The 17,624-nt window shown below is 61.7% G+C and carries 15 protein-coding genes and 2 pseudogenes; 5 read left to right on the top strand and 12 right to left on the bottom strand.

Annotated features, from left to right (window positions below):
- Nucleotides 1–2: 2 nt before the first annotated feature.
- Complete coding sequence (locus G5575_RS05390) at nt 3–461, bottom strand: PTS sugar transporter subunit IIA (RefSeq protein WP_164533398.1); 459 nt, start codon at nt 459–461, stop codon at nt 3–5.
- 112 nt (nt 462–573) lie between these two features.
- Here G5575_RS05390 and G5575_RS05385 point away from each other — a divergent pair.
- Nucleotides 574–2,038 (top strand): annotated as a pseudogene (locus G5575_RS05385) (NAD-dependent succinate-semialdehyde dehydrogenase).
- Nucleotides 2,039–2,089: 51 nt separating this feature from the next.
- Here the strand turns inward: G5575_RS05385 and G5575_RS05380 are convergent.
- The 6 genes and pseudogenes from G5575_RS05380 to G5575_RS19265 all read right to left on the bottom strand — a co-directional run bounded on the left by G5575_RS05380 (nt 2,090) and on the right by G5575_RS19265 (nt 8,450).
- Nucleotides 2,090–2,978, bottom strand: a pseudogene (locus G5575_RS05380) (carbohydrate ABC transporter permease).
- Nucleotides 2,975–3,853 carry a carbohydrate ABC transporter permease gene (locus G5575_RS05375; RefSeq protein WP_164533397.1) on the bottom strand — a complete coding sequence of 293 codons (879 nt, stop codon included), beginning with the start codon at nt 3,851–3,853 and terminating at the stop codon, nt 2,975–2,977. The pseudogene G5575_RS05380 and the gene G5575_RS05375 overlap by 4 nt, the downstream one beginning before the upstream one ends.
- A 66-nt stretch (nt 3,854–3,919) precedes the next feature.
- Nucleotides 3,920–5,200: a type 2 periplasmic-binding domain-containing protein gene (locus G5575_RS05370; RefSeq protein WP_164533396.1), complete on the bottom strand. Its 1,281-nt coding sequence runs from the start codon at nt 5,198–5,200 to the stop codon at nt 3,920–3,922.
- Between the two features lie 145 nt (nt 5,201–5,345).
- Nucleotides 5,346–6,428, bottom strand: coding sequence for an ABC transporter ATP-binding protein (locus G5575_RS05365; RefSeq protein WP_164533395.1), 1,083 nt, complete (start codon nt 6,426–6,428; stop codon nt 5,346–5,348).
- Nucleotides 6,429–6,603: 175 nt separating this feature from the next.
- A complete protein-coding gene (locus G5575_RS05360; protein WP_207632996.1) occupies nt 6,604–8,235 on the bottom strand; it encodes a glycoside hydrolase family 2 protein in 1,632 nt (543 codons plus the stop codon).
- Complete coding sequence (locus G5575_RS19265; RefSeq protein WP_207632995.1) at nt 8,232–8,450, bottom strand: hypothetical protein; 219 nt, start codon at nt 8,448–8,450, stop codon at nt 8,232–8,234. The genes G5575_RS05360 and G5575_RS19265 overlap by 4 nt, the downstream gene beginning before the upstream one ends.
- A 217-nt stretch (nt 8,451–8,667) precedes the next feature.
- On the opposite strand from G5575_RS19265, the gene G5575_RS05355 reads away from it, so the two are divergent.
- Both G5575_RS05355 and arfA read left to right on the top strand, forming a co-directional pair.
- Complete coding sequence (locus G5575_RS05355; protein ID WP_164533394.1) at nt 8,668–9,594, top strand: ArsR/SmtB family transcription factor; 927 nt, start codon at nt 8,668–8,670, stop codon at nt 9,592–9,594.
- Nucleotides 9,595–9,692: 98 nt separating this feature from the next.
- A complete protein-coding gene (gene arfA, locus G5575_RS05350) occupies nt 9,693–11,204 on the top strand; it encodes an arabinosylfuranosidase ArfA (RefSeq protein WP_164533393.1) in 1,512 nt (503 codons plus the stop codon).
- Nucleotides 11,205–11,228: 24 nt separating this feature from the next.
- Here the strand turns inward: arfA and G5575_RS05345 are convergent, their stop codons facing one another.
- From G5575_RS05345 to G5575_RS05330, 4 genes are read right to left on the bottom strand one after another with little or no spacing between them, the layout of a single operon-like run.
- Nucleotides 11,229–12,368 (bottom strand): AAA family ATPase, encoded by a 1,140-nt coding sequence (locus G5575_RS05345; RefSeq protein WP_164533392.1) that lies wholly within the window; start codon nt 12,366–12,368, stop codon nt 11,229–11,231.
- 50 nt (nt 12,369–12,418) lie between these two features.
- Nucleotides 12,419–13,306: an NAD(P)H-hydrate dehydratase gene (locus G5575_RS05340; protein ID WP_164533391.1), complete on the bottom strand. Its 888-nt coding sequence runs from the start codon at nt 13,304–13,306 to the stop codon at nt 12,419–12,421.
- Nucleotides 13,306–14,064, bottom strand: a complete 759-nt coding sequence (locus tag G5575_RS05335) for a histidine phosphatase family protein (RefSeq protein ID WP_164533390.1) — start codon at nt 14,062–14,064, stop codon at nt 13,306–13,308. Before G5575_RS05335 ends, G5575_RS05340 begins: the two co-directional genes overlap by 1 nt.
- Nucleotides 14,065–14,075: 11 nt before the next feature.
- Nucleotides 14,076–15,128, bottom strand: a complete 1,053-nt coding sequence (locus tag G5575_RS05330) for a YihY/virulence factor BrkB family protein (protein ID WP_328765856.1) — start codon at nt 15,126–15,128, stop codon at nt 14,076–14,078.
- A 263-nt stretch (nt 15,129–15,391) separates the two neighbouring features.
- Between G5575_RS05330 and G5575_RS05325 the strand changes: the two genes are divergently transcribed.
- Together G5575_RS05325 and G5575_RS05320 are read left to right on the top strand one after the other, a co-directional pair.
- On the top strand, nt 15,392–16,345 hold the full coding sequence (locus G5575_RS05325) for a hypothetical protein (protein WP_164533388.1): 954 nt from the start codon (nt 15,392–15,394) through the stop codon (nt 16,343–16,345).
- Nucleotides 16,335–16,721 carry a hypothetical protein gene (locus tag G5575_RS05320; protein ID WP_164533387.1) on the top strand — a complete coding sequence of 129 codons (387 nt, stop codon included), beginning with the start codon at nt 16,335–16,337 and terminating at the stop codon, nt 16,719–16,721. Before G5575_RS05325 ends, G5575_RS05320 begins: the two co-directional genes overlap by 11 nt.
- 59 nt (nt 16,722–16,780) lie before the next feature.
- Here G5575_RS05320 and G5575_RS05315 read toward each other — a convergent pair whose 3' ends face one another.
- Nucleotides 16,781–17,422 carry a hypothetical protein gene (locus G5575_RS05315; RefSeq protein WP_164533386.1) on the bottom strand — a complete coding sequence of 214 codons (642 nt, stop codon included), beginning with the start codon at nt 17,420–17,422 and terminating at the stop codon, nt 16,781–16,783.
- Nucleotides 17,423–17,624 lie beyond the last annotated feature (202 nt).

Genomic DNA, 17,624 nt, shown 5'->3' with positions numbered 1-17,624 from the left:
CATCAAAGCTCTGCGTCAGCCTTCTGGAAGATCGCCAGCGCTTCTTCGGATGATTGCGCGCGGCGTAGCGCATTCGTGATCGGTTCCTGGCGTGCAATCTTAGCGACGCGCGAAAGAGCTTTCATCGGCTCGCCCGAGGCCTGTTCGGGCAGGATCAGCATGAAAGTGATATCGACCGGCTCCTGGTCCACGGCCTCAAAGTCGATCGGCCGCGCGAGCGTCGCGAACATGCCGATGGCATGGTCGAGCCCCTCGATGCGCGTATGGGGGATGGCAATGCCGTTGCCAAGACCAGTCGAGCCCAGATCCTCGCGGTCGGCTAAGCCCTGCTGACAATCCTGCCGATCGACCAGACCCAGTTCCGCAGCCTTTTGCGCAAAAAACGCGAGAAGATCGCGCCGGCTTGCTACATCGACGCCGACAAAAACGCGCTCGATCGGAAAGAGCTCAACAAGTTTCATGCTGGATAATCGGTCCTGTGCCATTCACCTTGGAGGCGCAAGGTAATGGACCGGGGCTGCTATGACCAGACCCGGCCTCAAGCTATGAAGAGAGCGAGCTCAGGGAGCGATCATGAGGAATATAGCGCTAAACGATATCAACGACTTAGACTGTTCGCGCTATGCCAAGGGGCTGTTTATTGGTGGGAAATGGGTCGTTGGTGGGGAATTCCGGTGATCAATCCGGCGACCGAAGAGGTGATTGCGGAGGTCCCGAACGCCTCCGATGAACAGGCTATGAACGCGGTTGATGCTGCGCATGCAGCAGCACCTGGCTGGCGCGCGACGCCGCCTCGGAAGCGCGCGGAAATCCTGCTGCGCTGCCATACGCTTATGCTAGAACGGGCAGACGAGCTGGCCATGCTGATCTCGCTCGAGAACGGCAAGGCGCTGAGCGATGCGCGGGGCGAGGTGACCTATGCGGCCGAGTTCTTCCGCTGGTATGCCGAGGAAGCGGTGCGCATTGCCGGCGAATACCGGATGGCGCCTTCGGGCAGCAATCGCATCTTGGTCGACATGGAGCCGATCGGCATCGCGGTGCTGATCACGCCGTGGAATTTCCCGGCGGCGATGGCGACGCGCAAGATCGCGCCGGCGCTTGCGGCCGGATGCACGGTGGTGCTGAAGCCAGCAAGCGAAACGCCGCTTACCGCCTATGCCCTGGCCGATATTTATGCCGAAGCCGGCGTGCCGGCCGGCGTGGTCAATGTGCTAACCACCAAGCGGGCCGGACCGGTGACAGCGGCCATGCTCAACGATGCGCGCGTGCGCAAACTTTCGTTCACCGGCTCGACCGGGGTTGGCCGTACGCTCCTGGCCGAGGCGGCGAAGACCGTTCTCAGCTGCTCGATGGAGTTGGGCGGCAATGCACCCTTCGTCGTCTTCGACGATGCCGACCTCGAGGCGGCGCTCGACGGCGCCATGGTCGCCAAGATGCGCAATGCCGGCGAGGCGTGCACAGCGGCGAACCGCTTTATCGTTCAGGACGGCATCTACGATCGCTTTGCCGAAGGGCTGACCAAGCGCATGGCGGCTCTGCGCGTCGGTGCGGGTACCGATCCGGCAACGGCCTGCGGGCCGATGATCACCAAAAAGCGGTCGACAAGATCGAGAGCCTTGTCGCCGACGCCGTGGGCAAGGGCGCCCGCGTTTTGACCGGTGGTGAGCGGACTGAGGGTCGGGGCTACTTCTACCCGCCGACCGTGTTGGTCGACGTGCCGGTCGCGGCCGAAATGGCGAGGGAAGAAATCTTTGGCCCGGTGGCGCCGCTTTATCGCTTCTCCACCGAGGACGAAGCGGTGGCGCTTGCCAATGACACGGAATATGGCCTTGCCGCCTATGTGTTCACCGGCGATCTCAAGCGCGGACTGGCCGTGTGTGGTCGGATCGAGGCCGGCATGATCGCCTTGAACCGCGGTCTTGTTTCCGATCCGGCTGCGCCTTTTGGCGGCGTCAAGCAAAGCGGGCTCGGCCGTGAGGGCGGTGTCCATGGCATTGCCGAGTTCATGGAGCCCAAATACATCGCGGTGTCGTTCTGACAGCGCGAGGCTGAGCGGCGCCTCGCAATGGCCGCTCAGCTTCTGTGCGTCTTAGCCCTTGACGCCGGCCGAGAGCATGATGGCCTGGGTCACGCGGCGCTGGAAGATCAGGTAAAGGACAGCCACCAGCAGTGCGGCAAGGATGGCCGCAGCCAGTTCGCGGGCATAGGCCACGCCGAAAGCGTCGTTGACCTGGGTGATGCCGACGGCAACGTTCATCATTTCCGGACGCGAGACCGCAAGGAACGGCCAAAGGAAATTGTTCCAGGCACCGATAAAGGTGACGATGGCGAGCGCTGTGGTGATGCCAGTTCATCGGCAGGTAGATGCGCGAAAAGATGCGCCATTCGCTGGCCGAGTCCATCTTGGCGGCCTCGCGGAACTCCTTGGGCACCGAGTCAAAGAAGTTCTTGTAGACGATGATCACCACGGGGTGGATCAGCTGCGGGAAGATGACGCCGAGCCAATTGTTGATGAGCCCGAACTGGGCCATCAGAATGAAGTGGTTAACGATGAGCGCGGCGACCGGAACCATGAAGCTCGCCAGGATCATGTACCATATCACCGTGCGGCCGGGGAAACGCAGCTGCGAGAGGGCATAGGCCGTGGTGGCGCTGATGATCAACGTCAGGATCGTCACGCCGACCGAGGTCACCAGCGAGTTGAGATACCAGCGGCCGATCATGGTGTTTACGAAGACCGACCAATAGGCTTCGAAGGTCCAGGTGCGGGGCAGGAAATCCACAGTCCTGGCGATGACCTGCGTCTCGGGCTTGAGCGAGGTGATGATGCCCCAATAAAGCGGGAAGGCCCAAAGGACGGCGAAGACGACCGTGACCAGCGTCAGGATCACCCCGCCGATATCAAGGCCCCTGCGGGTGCGATCGCGCGGGCTCGTGTCGGCGGCGAGTGCCGCGGTGCGGCTTTCAGCAACGCTCATTTTTCACCTCGGGCGCGGAGCAGCTGGAACTGCAGGACGGAGAAGACGATGACGATCACGAACAGCGCCACGGCAACGGTTGCGCCATAGCCGCCCTGGTTCTTCTGGAAGGCAAGGCTATAGATATATTGCACCATGACCATCGAGGGGTCCGGTCGTCCGCCCTGGACAAAGAGATAGACCTGGTCGAAGATCTTTAGCTGCAGGATCAGCTGAATGGTCAGCACCAGCGCCGTTACCGGCCAGATCAGAGGCCAGGTGATGCGGCGGAAGATGGTCCAGCGATTGGCATTGTCGAGCGAAGCCGCCTCGTAGATATCGGGCGAGATCGATCGCAGGCCGGCGAGGAACAGAAGAATATTGAAGCCACAGGTCCACCAGATGGTGACCAGCGCCACGGCTGGCATGAACAGCCACTGGGTGCGGAAGACGTTGATGTTCTCCCCGGCAATGGCAGAAATCGGATATTGCAAGATGCCGAACTGAATGTTGAACATCCAGTTCCAGAGGCGATAGACCACCGAGACCGGCAGGATATAGGGCAGAAAGAACATCGCGAGGATGAGGCTCTGCTGCCAGCCCTTGAGGCGCGACACCATCATGGCGATCGCAAGCCCGATCAAGGTATTGGGAATAACCGTCAGCGCGACGAAATAGGCCGTGTTGCGAACCGCGGTCCAGAAGCGGCGGTCGTCGAACATCTCGTAGTAGTTTTCAAGGCCGACCCAGCTTCCGGGCCCGATCAGGGGCGCATCGGTGAAGCTGAGATAGACCATCTGGATGGTCGGCCACAGGAACAGGATGCCATAGGTCAAGACGAAGGGAAGAATAAGCAGATAGGCGACCGCGACTTCGCGACGGTAGTTCCTGATCATGGTGCTCCGGGCCTCAAGAAGATGTCCGGCAGCTTTTGGCCGCCGGACAAGTGCAGGGAGGAGGGGTTAGTCGGCCTGGTCCTGAAGGTCGGCCTTCATTTCGTCGATGGCTTCCTGGGCACCCAGTTCGCCGTTCATGGCCGGAGCGATGTAGTTGGCAACGGCGTCATAGACGGGCGAGGCAACGCCAGCGAGCGGCGACTTGGGATCGAAGACGGCCGTGTCGGCCAGGATCGAGTAGGTCGCGTTTGGTTCCTTGGTCTTGAACTCTTCGCTATCGCGGACCGGGGTATAGGCCGGGATGTGGCCGGCATCGGCCCAGGCGAGCGAGTTCTTGTTGAACCAGGAGATGACTTCGAGAACGGCGGCCTTCTTTTCCGGGGTCACTTCCTTGCCGACATTGTTCGGGATGGCAAAGCCATGCGAGTCAGCCCAGGTCGCGGGGTGATCGAAGAAGGTCGGGATGGCGATAGCGCCCCATTCGAAGCCAAGCTCACCCTTGGCGGCAAGGTCGGTCATGGTGGGAACTTCCCACACGCCGTTGAGATGGAGAGCCGATTCACCGGAGGTGAAGAGAGCCACCGAGTTTTCGTATTCGGTCAGTGCAGGCGCGTAGCCGGCTTCAACCCACGAAGCCATGGTTTCGACAGCCTTGACGGCCTTCGGGATGGTTTCGTCGGGGAAGAAGGTGCCGTCTTCGCCCAGGAAGACGCCGTCCTGCTGGCCGAGCAGCGAGTAGAATACGCGCCACGGCGTACCGTCGCCCGAGGTCTGGACGGAGAGCGGGGTTTCCGAAACGGCCTTCAGCTTTTCCAGCGCAGCCATGAAGTTTTCGGCGCCATCGAGGCCGGTCGGCTTGCCATCTTCACCAAGGAGCCCGGCTTCAGCCAGCTTGTCCTTGTTGTAGTAGAGAATGATGGAGTGGATATCGAACGGCACGGCATACTGCTTGCCGTCGCTCTGACCAGCTTCCCAGTTGGCAGCGGCAAAGGTGTCGGCGGAAAGGCCGACGCTGGACAGGTCTTCGGCGCTCATTTCGGCAAGGGCGCCGGACTCGACCCCAAGCGGCACGCGCGAGAGGTGGTAGGTCATGACATCGGGACCTTCGCCGATGGCAGCCGAGGTCTGGACCTTGGTGTAGAACGGGGTGCCCCATTCCAGCGTCGTCGGCTGGATGGTGATTTCGCCGGCATGTTCGGTGTTGAACTGCTCGATCAGCGCTTTCATGCGCACGCCGTCACCGCCGCTGAGGAAGTCCCACCAGACGACGTTTTCCTGGGCCTGTGCGGCGCCAATCGACAGGGCTGCCACGGTAGACAGCATGGCAATCTTGAAAAATTTCTGCACGTAAAACCTCCCTTTGGGATTTGAACCCCACCGCCATTCCTCAGGCCTTGCGCTCACTGGCGAAGCGTTGCGCGCCTAGTTTCAGAAAACCGCTCGTGGCGGCTCTGAATTCTTGTTGGAGCCTCGTTGGGCTCCATCCGCAGGCCTATCGGGCCGCGTGATATGCCTTGCCGGTCGCATCGAAGACCATGGCGGCATTGCCATCGAGAGCAATGCGGATCGTGTCCCCCGCCTGAACGGCGCTTATGCCCTTGTCCTCGGCAACCAGCGTCGAGCCGTCGGACAGCTTTGTGTAAACGAGGGTGCGCTCGCCCAGGCGCTCGACCACGTCGACCACGCCTTGGATGGCGCCATTGGGGTCGACATGGGCCGCTTCGGCGCGAATGCCCAGGGTCAGGTTATCGCGCGGCAAGCCGGCGAGCGATACGGCGGTCTGTACCGGCGATTGGCCCGAGAAGGCAAAGGTCGCGCCAGAGCCGCCCTCGCCCACGGCCGAGACCGGCAGGAAGTTCATGGCGGGCGAGCCGACAAAGCTTGCCACGAAACGCGTCGCCGGACGGGAATAGACTTCCATCGGCGTACCGATCTGCTCGATGCGCTTGTTGTTCATGACGACGATGCGGGTCGCCAGCGTCATGGCCTCGGTCTGGTCGTGGGTGACGAAGATCATCGTCGCCTTGATGCGATTGTGCAGTTGCGCCAGCTCGAGGCGGGTGCGGACGCGGAGGCCGGCATCGAGATTGGACAGCGGCTCGTCGAGAAGGAAGGCCTTGGGATCGCGAACGATGGCGCGGCCGATGGCGACGCGCTGGCGCTGGCCGCCGGAAAGCTGGGCGGGCTTGCGATCGAGCAGCTGGGTGATTTCGAGCATGCGCGCGGCGTCTTCCACGCGACGGGTGATTTCTTCCTTTGGCGTGCCGACATTCTGGAGGCCGAAGGACATGTTGTTGCGCACGGTCATGTGCGGATAAAGCGCGTAGTTCTGGAACACCATGGCGACGCCGCGCTCATTGGGCGGAAGCTGGTCGACGCGCTGGCCGCCCAAGTGGATTTCGCCGCCGGTGACTTCCTCGAGCCCGGCAATCATGCGCAAAAGCGTCGACTTGCCGCAGCCCGAGGGGCCCAGGAAGACAATGAACTCGCCCGACTCGATGTGCATCGAGACCTTGTCCAGAACGCTGACCGCGCCATAGGACTTGCTGACCTCTTTGAGGACGATATCGGACATCAGGCATCTCTCCCAGCAGGCGATTTTCGCCTTCGCCGCGCTGTCCGGGACATCCCGGATGCGCGATCATTTGTAATATTTTTCAGATGGAAATCGCCGACAGTCAATCCCTAGGCGGCAAATAAATCGCGCTTTCGGATAAACATCAGATTTCCGGCATCAAACCCAAGCGCAGTCAGAGGATGGGTTCAGCATCCTGGGCGGCGGCACGCGCCTTCTTGCGGGCGCTGTCGATCTGCTCATGCGGCACGGACGCTGCGGCGAGCGTCGTGATATCCCGCAGGGTTTCGAATGGCAGCTTGGGCTCACGGGCGGCGGTTAGCAAGCCGTTCGTTTCCTGCTCGGTGTCGGTGACCTGGGTATAGCAATAGCCGGCGACGTGCGGCATCGCGGCGATGGCGGTGAAGATGTCGCGCAGACGGTCTTCGAAATCCTGCTCGTTGTCGACCGTCGAATAGCCGTGCCACTTTTCGCCCTGCTTGGGGAGGTAGCTGAGGCCGCCGAATTCGGTGAGCATGACCGGCTTGTCGCCGATCGGCAGGTCGTTGAGGACGATGCGGCGGCGGGCGGGACCCATGCCGCGCAGCATGGCTTCGATATCGGCCGGCTCGTGGAAGCGGCTCTTGAGTCCTGCCCCGTCGGGGGCATAGTCGTGGATCGACCAGATGTCGCTTTCGACCAGCTCCCAGCCATCATTGGAGATGGCGGGGCGGCTCGGATCGAGCGCCTTGGTGAGATGATAAAGGGCGCTGGCATAGTGCTGCTGGTCGGGGCGATCGGCGATCTGCGAGACGCCCCAGCTTTCGTTGAGCGGGACCCAGGCGACGATGCAGGGATGGCTCTTGTCGCGGCGGATGGCGGCCATCCATTCCTTGGACAAGCGCTCGATGGCGGAATTGGAGAAGCTATAGGCGCTGGGCATTTCTTCCCAGACGATGAGGCCGAGGACGTCGCACCAGTAGAGGAAGCGCGGGTCTTCGATCTTTTGGTGGATGCGGACGCCGTTGAAGCCCATTTCCTTGATGAGCTCGACTTCGCGTCTGAGCGCTTCGGGGCTTGGCGCGGTGAGGTGGGACTCGGGCCAATAGTTCTGGCCCAAAACCATGCGCAGGTAATAGGGCAGGCCGTTGAGGAGGAAGCGCTGGCCGCCGACGCCGACGCTACGCATGCCGAGATAGGAGTGAACGCGGTCGGGTTGCGGACCTTCGAGGACGATCTCGACATCGATGAGGTTGGGGCGCTCGGGCGTCCACAGGAGGACGTCGCGATGCACGCCGTTTTCGAGCTGCGGCAACGCGATTTCGAAGCGCAGCTCGCTATCAGCCACCATCATGGTCTGCTGGGCGAGGAGCTTGCCCTGGGCGGAGAGCTTGACGGTAAGCGCGACGGGCTCGGCGGGCATGGTGTTGAGGCGGAAATCGCCACGGACGCGGTAATTGGCGACATCGGGGATGAAGTGGATGTCGGTGAGGTGCAGATCGGGCACGACGCTCAGCCATACCTGCTGCCAAATGCCGCTGGTGCGATAATACCAGATCGAATGGGGCGCCTCGAGCCAGTCCTGCTTGCCGCGCGGAATGCGCACATCCTCAGGCGGATCTTCGGCACGAAGGACGATCGTCTGCTCGCCTTCGCCCAGGGCATGGGTGATGTCGAGGGCGAAGGGCACGTGGCCGCCTTCATGGGTGCCGACACAGTGGCCGTTGACCCAGACCGTCGCCGCATAGTCGACGGCGCCGAAATTGAGCATCAGTTTTTCGCCGGCGGAAACCTGCGGCGCGGTAAAGGTGCGATGGTACCAGATCACCGGGTGGAAGCCGGTTTCGCGGAGGCCCGAGAGCTCGCTTTCGGGGGAAAGGGGACGACGATTTGGCGGTTGAAGGCGTCGCGCTTGTTCCACCAGGCTTGCTTGATGCCCTGATTGGCGTCGTCATGGGCAAAGCCCCAGGTGCCGCAAAGGTCGATCCAGGAGTCGCGACGAAACTGCGGATTGGGGGCGAGCGGAGAAGCGGTGGTGGTCAAGTTATCCTCGTGAGCGGCGTAAGTTTTAAAAGGCGCCTTCGGCTAGACGACGCTGTCGGGTGCCCTTTTTCCTCGCACCGGATCTTCGCCTGCCGAATTTGAGTGGCAAACTGATGCAGCGTTTGTCCCTTGTCAAAGGGGTCAGAAAAGCCGCTTGCATCCGATGACTGGATCATGATCTTTGATACACAAAACGGTCACGAGATCTGGAACACCTATGAGCCGCAATTTTCTGGTCATCGATCCCGAGGACGGCATGGAGGTGCTCCGGGGTTTGGCCTCGCCCATTCGCATCCGCATGCTGAAGCTCCTGCATGTGCAGGGGCCGCTCAACGGCAACGACATCGCGGCCAAGCTCGACCTGCCACAATCGACCGTTTCGACCAATCTGCAGATTCTCGAAAATGCCGGGCTGATCCGCACCGAGATGCAGAAGGCGCGCAAGGGCAACCAGAAGATCTGTCACTCGACCTTCGACGAGGTGCTGGTGATGTTCAAGGAAGACATGAAGCCGCTGGGCAATAACAGCATTGAAGTCGCGATGCCGCTCGGGCTTTACACCAGCTGCGAAGTGTCGGCGCCTTGCGGCCTTTGCTCGGCTGATGGCATCGTTGGCTTGCTCGATGTGCCCGACACGTTCCTCGATCCGGGACGCATGAATGCGGGGCTGATCTGGTTCACCCGGGGCTTCGTGGAATACCAATTTCCCAACAATGCCAAGCTTGCAGACAGCCAGGTCGAGGTGATGGAGTTTTCACTCGAGCTCAGTTCCGAAGTGCCCGGCACGTCGGCCGACTGGCCCAGTGACATCACGCTCTCGGTCAATGGCACCGAGATCGGGACCTGGATGTCGACCGGCGATTTCGGCGACAAGCGCGGCGTCTATACGCCGGACTGGTGGAAGCTCAAGGGCAGCCAATATGGCAAGCTCAAGAGCTGGCGGGTGACGCAGGACGGCACCTATGTCGATGGCATGAAGATTTCGCCGGTCTCGCTGGTCGACCTCGATCTCGCCCATCACCACTCGATCCGGCTGCGCATTGCGGTCAAGCAGGACGCCAAGCATCCAGGCGGCATCAACATCTTCGGCCGCGGTTTCGGCAATTACGACCAGGACATCATCCTGCGCTTGCAAACCGCCTGAGCAAAAGTGTTACTAATGGGATTGCAGATCACTGGCCACATGGGTAGAACCGCTTTCGTGATATAAATCCGAAAATCGGAACCAGTGGAGGGGACCCCGTGAAAGCGACGGTTATCGCGAACAAGGATTATACGATCGCCAAGATCGACGATCGTGTCTATGGGGCGTTCCTCGAGCATTTGGGCCGCGCCGTTTACGAAGGCATCTACGAGCCCGACCATCCGACCGCGGACAAGGACGGCATGCGCGGCGACGTGATCGAGCTTGTGAAAAAGCTCAACGTGCCGGTGGTCCGCTATCCCGGCGGCAACTTCGTTTCCGCTTATGACTGGGAAGACGGCATCGGCCCGCGTGAAGATCGCCCGGTCCGTCTCGACCTTGCCTGGCACACGTCGGAAAGCAACCAGGTCGGCGTACATGAATTCGCCGATTGGTGCGCCACTGTCGGGACCGAGATGATGCTGGCCGTGAACCTCGGTTCGCGCGGCGTCGACGAGGCCCGCAACTTCCTCGAATATGTCAACCATCCCGGCGGGTCCTACTGGTCCGACCTGCGCATCGCCAACGGCCGCAAGGAGCCGTGGAACGTCAAGATGTGGTGCCTTGGCAACGAAATGGACGGCTCCTGGCAGGTCGGCCACAAGGACGCCGTCGAATACGGCAAGCTTGCCGCCAACACCGCCCGCGCCATGCGCATGTTCGACAGCAAGCTCGAGCTGATCGTTTGCGGCTCGTCCAATGCCGATATGCCGAGCTATCCCGATTGGGAACGCATCGTGCTCGAGCACACCTATGACCATGTGGATTACATTTCGCTCCACATGTATTTTGCCAACCGCGACGACAACACGCCGAACTTCCTCGGGCTGGCGGAAAAGCTCGACACCTATATTGAGACCGTTGCCGCCACCATCAAGCAGGTCAAGGCCAAGCGCAAATCCAAGCGCGACGTTTATATCAGCTTCGACGAATGGAACGTCTGGTACCATTCCAACAAGAAGGATCGCGAGATCCTCGATGGCAATGGCGGCTGGCCGCATGCGCCGGGCCTGCTCGAAGACATCTACAATTTCGAAGACGTGTTGATGGTCGGCCTGATCCTCAACACCTTCATCCGCCGCTCGGATGTGGTGAAGATCGCCTGCATCGCCCAGCTGGTGAACGTGATCGCCCCGATCATGACCGAAAAGGGCGGCCCGGCTTGGGCGCAGACCATCTACTTCCCCTACTACTTCGCTTCGGTCTTCGGTCGCGGCACGGCGCTGCAGCTGCAGGTCAATTCGCCCGGCTACGAGACGCCGCATGCGAAGGTTTCGCCCTTCGTCGACGTTGCCGGCGTGCGCAACGACGACGGCACGCTGAGCTTCTTCCTCGTCAACCGCCACACCACGGACAGCATCGAGACCGAACTCGAGCTTCAGGGTTTTGCCGGCGGCACGGTGATCGACCACCAGGTCATGACCCATCCGGACCTCAAGGCGGTCAATACCGCCAAGGACCAGGAGCAGGTCGCGCCGCGCAAGGGTGAAGGCGCAACGATCGCGGACGGCAAGGTGTCGGTCACCCTGCCCCCATACTCCTACCAGATGCTGCGCGTTCGCGTCGGCTAAGGGTCAAACCACATTGCGGACGGTTCAAGGATCGTCCGTAAAAGTGCCGATCTCGGACAATCCTTCGAGCCAAGTGGCCCCGTCGCGTCGAATAACGCGGCGGGGTTCAACGCCTGTCTGGTCCGCTATTGCCTCAGCCAAGATCGGGGAATGGGTCACGACCCAGACCTGGCTGCGCTGGGCGGCGCGGGCAATGGCCTGGGCCAGCGCCGGCAGGAGGTCAGTGTGAAGGCTCGCTTCCGGCTCGTTAAGGGCAATGAAGGGTGGCGGCCGATAGGCCAGCAATGCTCCCAAAAGCGCGATGAACTGCAAGGTGCCATCCGAAAGCTCGGCTGGTCCGAATGGTCTTTGCGGCATATCGGGAAAGGTCAGCGTGAACGAGGCATCTCGTTCCGGCGGCGGAATGTCGAGGCGCGCGCCGGGAAAGGCGCGATCGATCGTCTGGTCGATATCGACGGTATCGCCCCTGATGTGGCGGAGGGTAGCGAGAACGGCGGCAAGATTGCCGCCATCGGCATCGAGCATGGGCGCCGTCAGCGCAAGGGATGGACGGCGAAGCGGGGCGTCCTGGTCGGTGCGAAAACCATGATAGAAGCGCCAGCTCGCGATTAGGTGCCGCACGGCATCGAGTTCTGGCAAAGTGCCCCGCAGGGCGGAAAGCGCCGTTTCGCTGGCGAGAAGCGGCTGGTCGAGTTGCCGCCGTTTGCCCGCATCGTCGCGATACCATGCGCTCGGCCCCTTCCGTTCCAACAGCGTCACTGGGCGGCGCCCAGGCAAGATAAGGCTTTCGGATTTGATCTGCGGCTCGTGGGCGAACACCGCCTGATATTTGCTGTCGCCAAAGCCGACTTCGACGGCGTAGCGCGGCTGAACCGATGTTTCCTCGCTCGAAGGCAGAAGCGCGTCGAGCCCGACCTCGAAGCGCAGCCTCGGCTGGTCGATGACGCGGCGTTTGCCGCCCCAGATCGCCGAGGCCAGTCCCCCTTCCCGCGCAATGGCCATGGAAAGATCGCCGGTGGCGGCGCCATGGACGAGTTCCAGCGCGCGATAAAGATTGGTCTTGCCGACACCGTTTCCGCCGACCAGAACGGTCAGCTGTCGCAAGGGAAAGCGGATGGCGCGGATAGAGCGATAGCCAGCGATGTCGAGATCGGAAAGCGACATGGCCGCAGTCTGGCACAGAACCGCTTTTGCATCGACCACAATGGCTAACGTTATCGGGCTTCCGGAGTAAGATCGGCAAGGATGGAGGGGATCTCGGCGGGAATTTCGCGGGCCAGATAGCCCAGCAAGCCATGCTTTTGCTTCAGCCGATCGCCGGCTGCGGCGTGGAGGAAGACGCCCCATTGCGCTGCGAGGAGCGGCGCAGTGCCGCGCGCCAGAAGGCCGACGATGATGCCGGCCAGGGTGTCACCGGAGCCGGAAGTGGCAAGGCCGACATTACCCTCCTGACATAGGGCGATGTGGCCCGATGGATCGACAATATGGGTGACGCTGCCCTTCATCACCACGACCATGCCGGTAGCGTCGGCTGCCTGACGTGCGGCGGCCAGCGGATCGGCCATGACGGCGTCGCGGTCGATATCGAGAAAGCTTGCCATTTCGCCGGCATGGGGCGTCATCACCGAGCGGCCGGCAAACTTGCGCAACAGGCCTGTTTGATCTCGAAGGCCAGTAAGCGCTGCGGCATCGAAGACCAGGCTTTGGTTCTCAAGAGTTTCGAGAAGGACGGAGAATAAAGAACCGGCATTGTCGGCATCCAGCATGCCGGGACCGAGCAGCACGGCGTCCTCGTCCTGGATCATCGTGCGGATGCGCGCGCTGTTCTCGGCGCCGATATCGCCGCTCTCCGTTTCGGAGAGGCCGGTCACGCGCGCCTCGGGTATAGCCAGTGCCAGTCCCATGGCAGCACTGGTAACCGTCGCGATCTGCACCTTGCCGGCACCGGACCGCAGCGCCGACTCGCCGGCCAGCAAGACGGCGCCGGGAACTTCCCGATGGCCGCCCACCACCACAACACGGCCTCGCGCATCCTTATCGACTTCGTCCTCGGGCAAGGGAAGAGGATTGGCGCGCAAGAACTCGGCGGTGAGTTCGTCCATCAGATTTTGGTCCCGACAAGCGTCGGTTCGGCGGTCACTTCGGCGCCCTGTTCTTCGAGCGGGGCGACGAAATTGTAGCGTTCAAGCACCAGATCGCCGCCGCGCTTACCGCCTTCCTGGAGCCGGTATTCGGTGATCGAGCAGTTGGCGACATCGCCCTCGCGATCGATGGCGAGGATCTGTTCCTCGCTCATGCGCTCGATGACATAGCGGAGGCAGAGGACGACCACCTGATGGGCGACGATCATCACGTCTTCGCCGGCATGGTGGAGGCCGACCGTATCGAGAAGGCTGCGCAGGCGCAGCACCACGTCGCACCAGCTCTCGCCGGCTGGCGGGCGATGGTAGAACTTGCCCAATTCGGTGCGGAAGCGGACCTGGTCGGGATAGCGTTCCTGGATGCCGAGGGCGGTCAGCCGGTCGAGCACGCCGAATTCCTTCTCGCGCAGGCGCTCGTCGAGGTAGAATTCGGCATCGGCAAAGCCGCCATGCTGGCTGATGAGTTCGGCGGTCCGGTTTGCCCGAGCATAGGGCGAAGCCAGCACGACTTGGGGCAGGCCGTCCTCCGAGTGGCGCGCAAACCAGCGGCCGAGTGCGGTCGCCTGCTCTTCGCCGAGGGAGCTCAGGGGAACGTCGATATCGCGATGATCGATGTTGATCTCGGCAAGGCCCGCATCCATGGCGGCCTGGCGCGCGACATTGCCCATGCTTTCGCCGTGGCGGATGATCCAAAGCCGGCGCGGCCACTGATTGCGCATGCTGGCTCCGATCACTTGCGATCGCGGCGGCGCATGGCGCCGAGGGCCAGCGACAGAGGCAGGGCGGCGGTCATGGCGCCTAGCGAATGGCGGCGCTGCGGCTTGAATTTGGACTTTGCCGCCTTGAAACCGGCGATCCATTCCTCACTCTTGCCGGCCAGGTCGTCATCGCCGTGATCCTCACCGGCCTCTTCGCCGACCGTATCTGCCGCCGTGGCGTCGCGCTGGCCAAGCGGCGAGTCGGCGCCCTTGGTGGAATCGCGGCGGGTTTGTTTTTCGGCCTCGGAATTGAGCTCGGCACCGATGATGATGGCGGTGACGGAGATCCACATCCAGGTGAGGAGCGCGATGAGGCCGCCGAGCGAGCCGTAGGTGGCGTCATAGTTGCCGAAATTGGCGGCGTACCAGGAAAAGAGCAGCGAAACGATGAGGATGATCACGGTGGCAAGGATGGCGCCCGGCGAGACCCAGCGCCACTTGGCCTGCTGGCGGCTGGGGCCGAAGCGGTAGAGGGCGGCAAGGCCGAGCATCAGCACCAGGGCGAGCAGCACATAGGAGCCGATGCGCAGGAGCCATTCAAAGCCCTCGCCAAGCCCGATGAAGGACAGGACCGCGGGGACGACGACGGCGGCAAGGATCATCAGCATGGCGCCGACGATGCCGGCGAGGGTGAACAGGAGCGCCGTGCCATTGAGGACGAAGAAGTTTCGGCTTTCGCGCTCGTCATAGGCGACATTCATGGCCTCGAACATGGTCTTGACACCGGAGCTGGCGCTCCAGAGCGCGATGCCGACCGAGATCAGGAGCGCAATGCCGAGCGTGCTGCCGCCGGTGCTGGTGAGTTTGACCAATTGCTCGTTGACGATGGCCATGCCGCCTTCCGGGACGACGGCGGCCAGAAGGTTGATGTGTTCGGACACCGTCGCCGGATCGGCGAAGAGGCCGTAAATGGAGACGAAAGCCGTGATGGTCGGGAACAGTGACAGCAGCAGGTAATAGGTCACCGCTGCAGCGATCAGCGTGACGCGATCGTCGTTGATCTCGTGATAAGTGCGCAGCAGCACATCCTTCCATCCGGAGGGCGGAATCTGTTGCGGCCCGTCGGCCTGCCGCCCGCGCCCATTCGATGAAGTTTTTTGCTGACCCGCCATTGCCCATCTCCAAGCTCTCATCGGGGCAACGATGATGGAGGCGCGCGGTTGCCGCTTAATGTGTTCGAACGGTGACCTTTTTTGCTTCGGCTCGCGAAGCGGTCGACGATTTTTAAATCGCGATTAACTATACTGCTGCATGGTCCGTTAACCATAAATCTTAACTTGGTCGGGCGATGAAACTGAGCTTTTCTGCAGCACTGCTCTCGGCAGTTGCCTTGACCAATGCTGCGCATGCGCAAGAGTTCGGAAGCAAAGCGCTGGGCATCACCGTGGGCCCGAGCGTGTTCGCGGCACCCGATCTTGCGACCGGCGTCACCACCTCGGGCAGTGGCGATTTTTCGGAGACATCCACCGGGCGGGGCGCTGGTATCAATATCGGCGTCAGCGGCGGGGTGAGCGTCGGCCGCGTGGGCGGCTTCGATGTCGGCGTCGGCGTTTCAGGCTTTGGCACCTTCGCCAGTTCGGGCACGCGGCTGCGGGGCAGTTTCACGGGCCCCGGCACCGTCAGCATCGGCGGTTATACGACGCCGTCTGCCGCGGTCATCGTGCTCAACACCGACGCAGTTCCGGGCACGTCTTCGGCAAGCGCCACGATCGACCACACCAATCCCCAGGGCGGCGGCGAAAACATCGCGGTGACCAACACCAATCCGGGTGGCAGCGCCAATAGTTATGCGGTCACCACTGCGAGCGGCGACAATAGCTTTGCCATGGGCGGCGTCGCGACACAGCAGGGTACGGTCAACGGTGCAGCTGCTTACGGTGTGGTGGCCGCGACCGATGGCGCGGTCTTTCTGGGCTCGGGCGATTTGACGGGCTTGACCGTCACCACCGATGTGAGCCGTGGCTTCGTCTTTACCGGCCTCGATGCCACGGTGGCGTTTTCCACGAGCTTCAATTCCATGGCTGTGCAGGCCTATGCCGGCCCAAGCTATAAATTTGTCGGCCAGTCGGCCAATACGCGGATCAGCGTCGACATTCCTGAAGTCGCAGCGGGCCCCACCACTTTCCCCACCTATACGATGGAGCGCACCGAAGCGCTGTTTTCGAGCTATTTCGGCGGCGTGGTCGGCGGCAGCATTTCTGCTCCGATCGCCACCAACGTGACGGCATCGCTTGGTCTCTGAGGGTGGTGCCTACTATGTTCGCGACACCATGCGTGGCGATGAGCACTATTCGATCGCCAACGGCGGTGCGGTGACGACCGTCGTCAATGCCATTGGCATCGATCTGAGTGCCGACGGGCTTGCCTGGTCGGCGCGGATTTCGCCCGCCCTCACCATGGCCATCTCTCCCAGAAGGCAGCTGACGCTTGGCGCCACGGTCGACTACTTGTCGCGCGTCGCCACCATGTCGCGCGATGTTGCCGCCACTGCGACGAACACTTATGCCGGCGGCACGAGCGGCACGCTGGCCTATAACACTGCATCGCAAAGCACCGGCCTGATCTATGCTCCGCTCTGGAGCGTCACGCCGACCCTGTCGTTCACCGGCCAGTTCTAGATCGGATCGAACAAAGCAAAGCCCCGGCCGACAGTGCGTCAGCCGGGGCTTTTTGTTGCTTAGTTTGCAGACTGCCAGACGCTCGACACGTTGCCGACGCCGTTCTGGGTGGTCGAGGACTGGTTCGAACCGCCGACCGAGATCTGGTCGGTGTTGGACTGGTTGAAGGCGCCGGCCTGGGTGGTCAGCGAGATGTTGCGGCCACCTTCACCAAACTGATTGGTCGAAGACACATTGCCGAAGCCGGACTGCGTCGTGTCGGAACCGTTAAGGCCGCTGGCCGAACCGGACTGGTTGGTACGGGCCCAGTTGCGCTCACCCGACTGGGTCACGAAGGCTTCGTTGCTGTTGCGGGTCGAGGTCTGCTCGGTCACGGACTGGTTGAAGAGGCCGGTCTGCTTGGTCTGGACGCCGTTGAAGCCAAAGATCGAGGACTGGTTCGCGAAGGCCGAATTGACGGCGCCGTTCTGGGTGTTGACGACGATGTTTTCGCCACCGTTCGCGCGCTGCACAGCGCCGGCATAATTGAAGTCGCCGTTCTGCAGGGTGTCAAACTTGTTGTTGCCCGAGAAATTCGACGTCTGCTGGACTTCACTGTCGTTCAGCCAGCCATTCTGCGTCTGCTGCAGGGCGATGTTGCCGGCGTGGGCCGACGAGATGGATACTGCCAGCAAAGACGCAGCGATCAACAATGCACGCATATTACTTCTCCCAATTACTCAGTACTGCTGGGCATCGCCCGCCGCGCCGGCCTCGCCAACGTTGCTTTATAGATACCTGCAAGCTCGAATAAAGGAAGTATTAACCGACCTATATACGCCTCAACCCAAAATTAACCTTACTTGGTTTCGTTAATTCGACTGCATGCAATTTGAATAAAGTTTTATATTTGTCAGGAATTTT

Source organism: Devosia aurantiaca, assembly GCF_011058215.1.
GTDB classification, from domain to species: Bacteria; Pseudomonadota; Alphaproteobacteria; order Rhizobiales; family Devosiaceae; genus Devosia; species Devosia aurantiaca.
The sequence above is the reverse complement of the archived record's forward strand: the minus strand, read 5'-3'. Positions and strand labels throughout refer to the sequence as shown.

Bases quoted from the DNA above. Each gene is read 5' to 3' on its own strand.
- G5575_RS05390 (WP_164533398.1), bottom strand. From the start codon at position 461: ATGAAACTTGTTGAGCTCTTTCCGATCGAGCGCGTTTTTGTCGGCGTC.
- G5575_RS05375 (WP_164533397.1), bottom strand. From the start codon at position 3,853: ATGATCAGGAACTACCGTCGCGAAGTCGCGGTCGCCTATCTGCTTATT.
- G5575_RS05365 (WP_164533395.1), bottom strand. From the start codon at position 6,428: ATGTCCGATATCGTCCTCAAAGAGGTCAGCAAGTCCTATGGCGCGGTC.
- G5575_RS05355 (WP_164533394.1), top strand. From the start codon at position 8,668: ATGAGCCGCAATTTTCTGGTCATCGATCCCGAGGACGGCATGGAGGTG.
- G5575_RS05345 (WP_164533392.1), bottom strand. From the start codon at position 12,368: ATGTCGCTTTCCGATCTCGACATCGCTGGCTATCGCTCTATCCGCGCC.
- G5575_RS05340 (WP_164533391.1), bottom strand. From the start codon at position 13,306: ATGGACGAACTCACCGCCGAGTTCTTGCGCGCCAATCCTCTTCCCTTG.
- G5575_RS05335 (WP_164533390.1), bottom strand. From the start codon at position 14,064: ATGCGCAATCAGTGGCCGCGCCGGCTTTGGATCATCCGCCACGGCGAA.
- G5575_RS05325 (WP_164533388.1), top strand. From the start codon at position 15,392: ATGAAACTGAGCTTTTCTGCAGCACTGCTCTCGGCAGTTGCCTTGACC.
- G5575_RS05315 (WP_164533386.1), bottom strand. From the start codon at position 17,422: ATGCGTGCATTGTTGATCGCTGCGTCTTTGCTGGCAGTATCCATCTCG.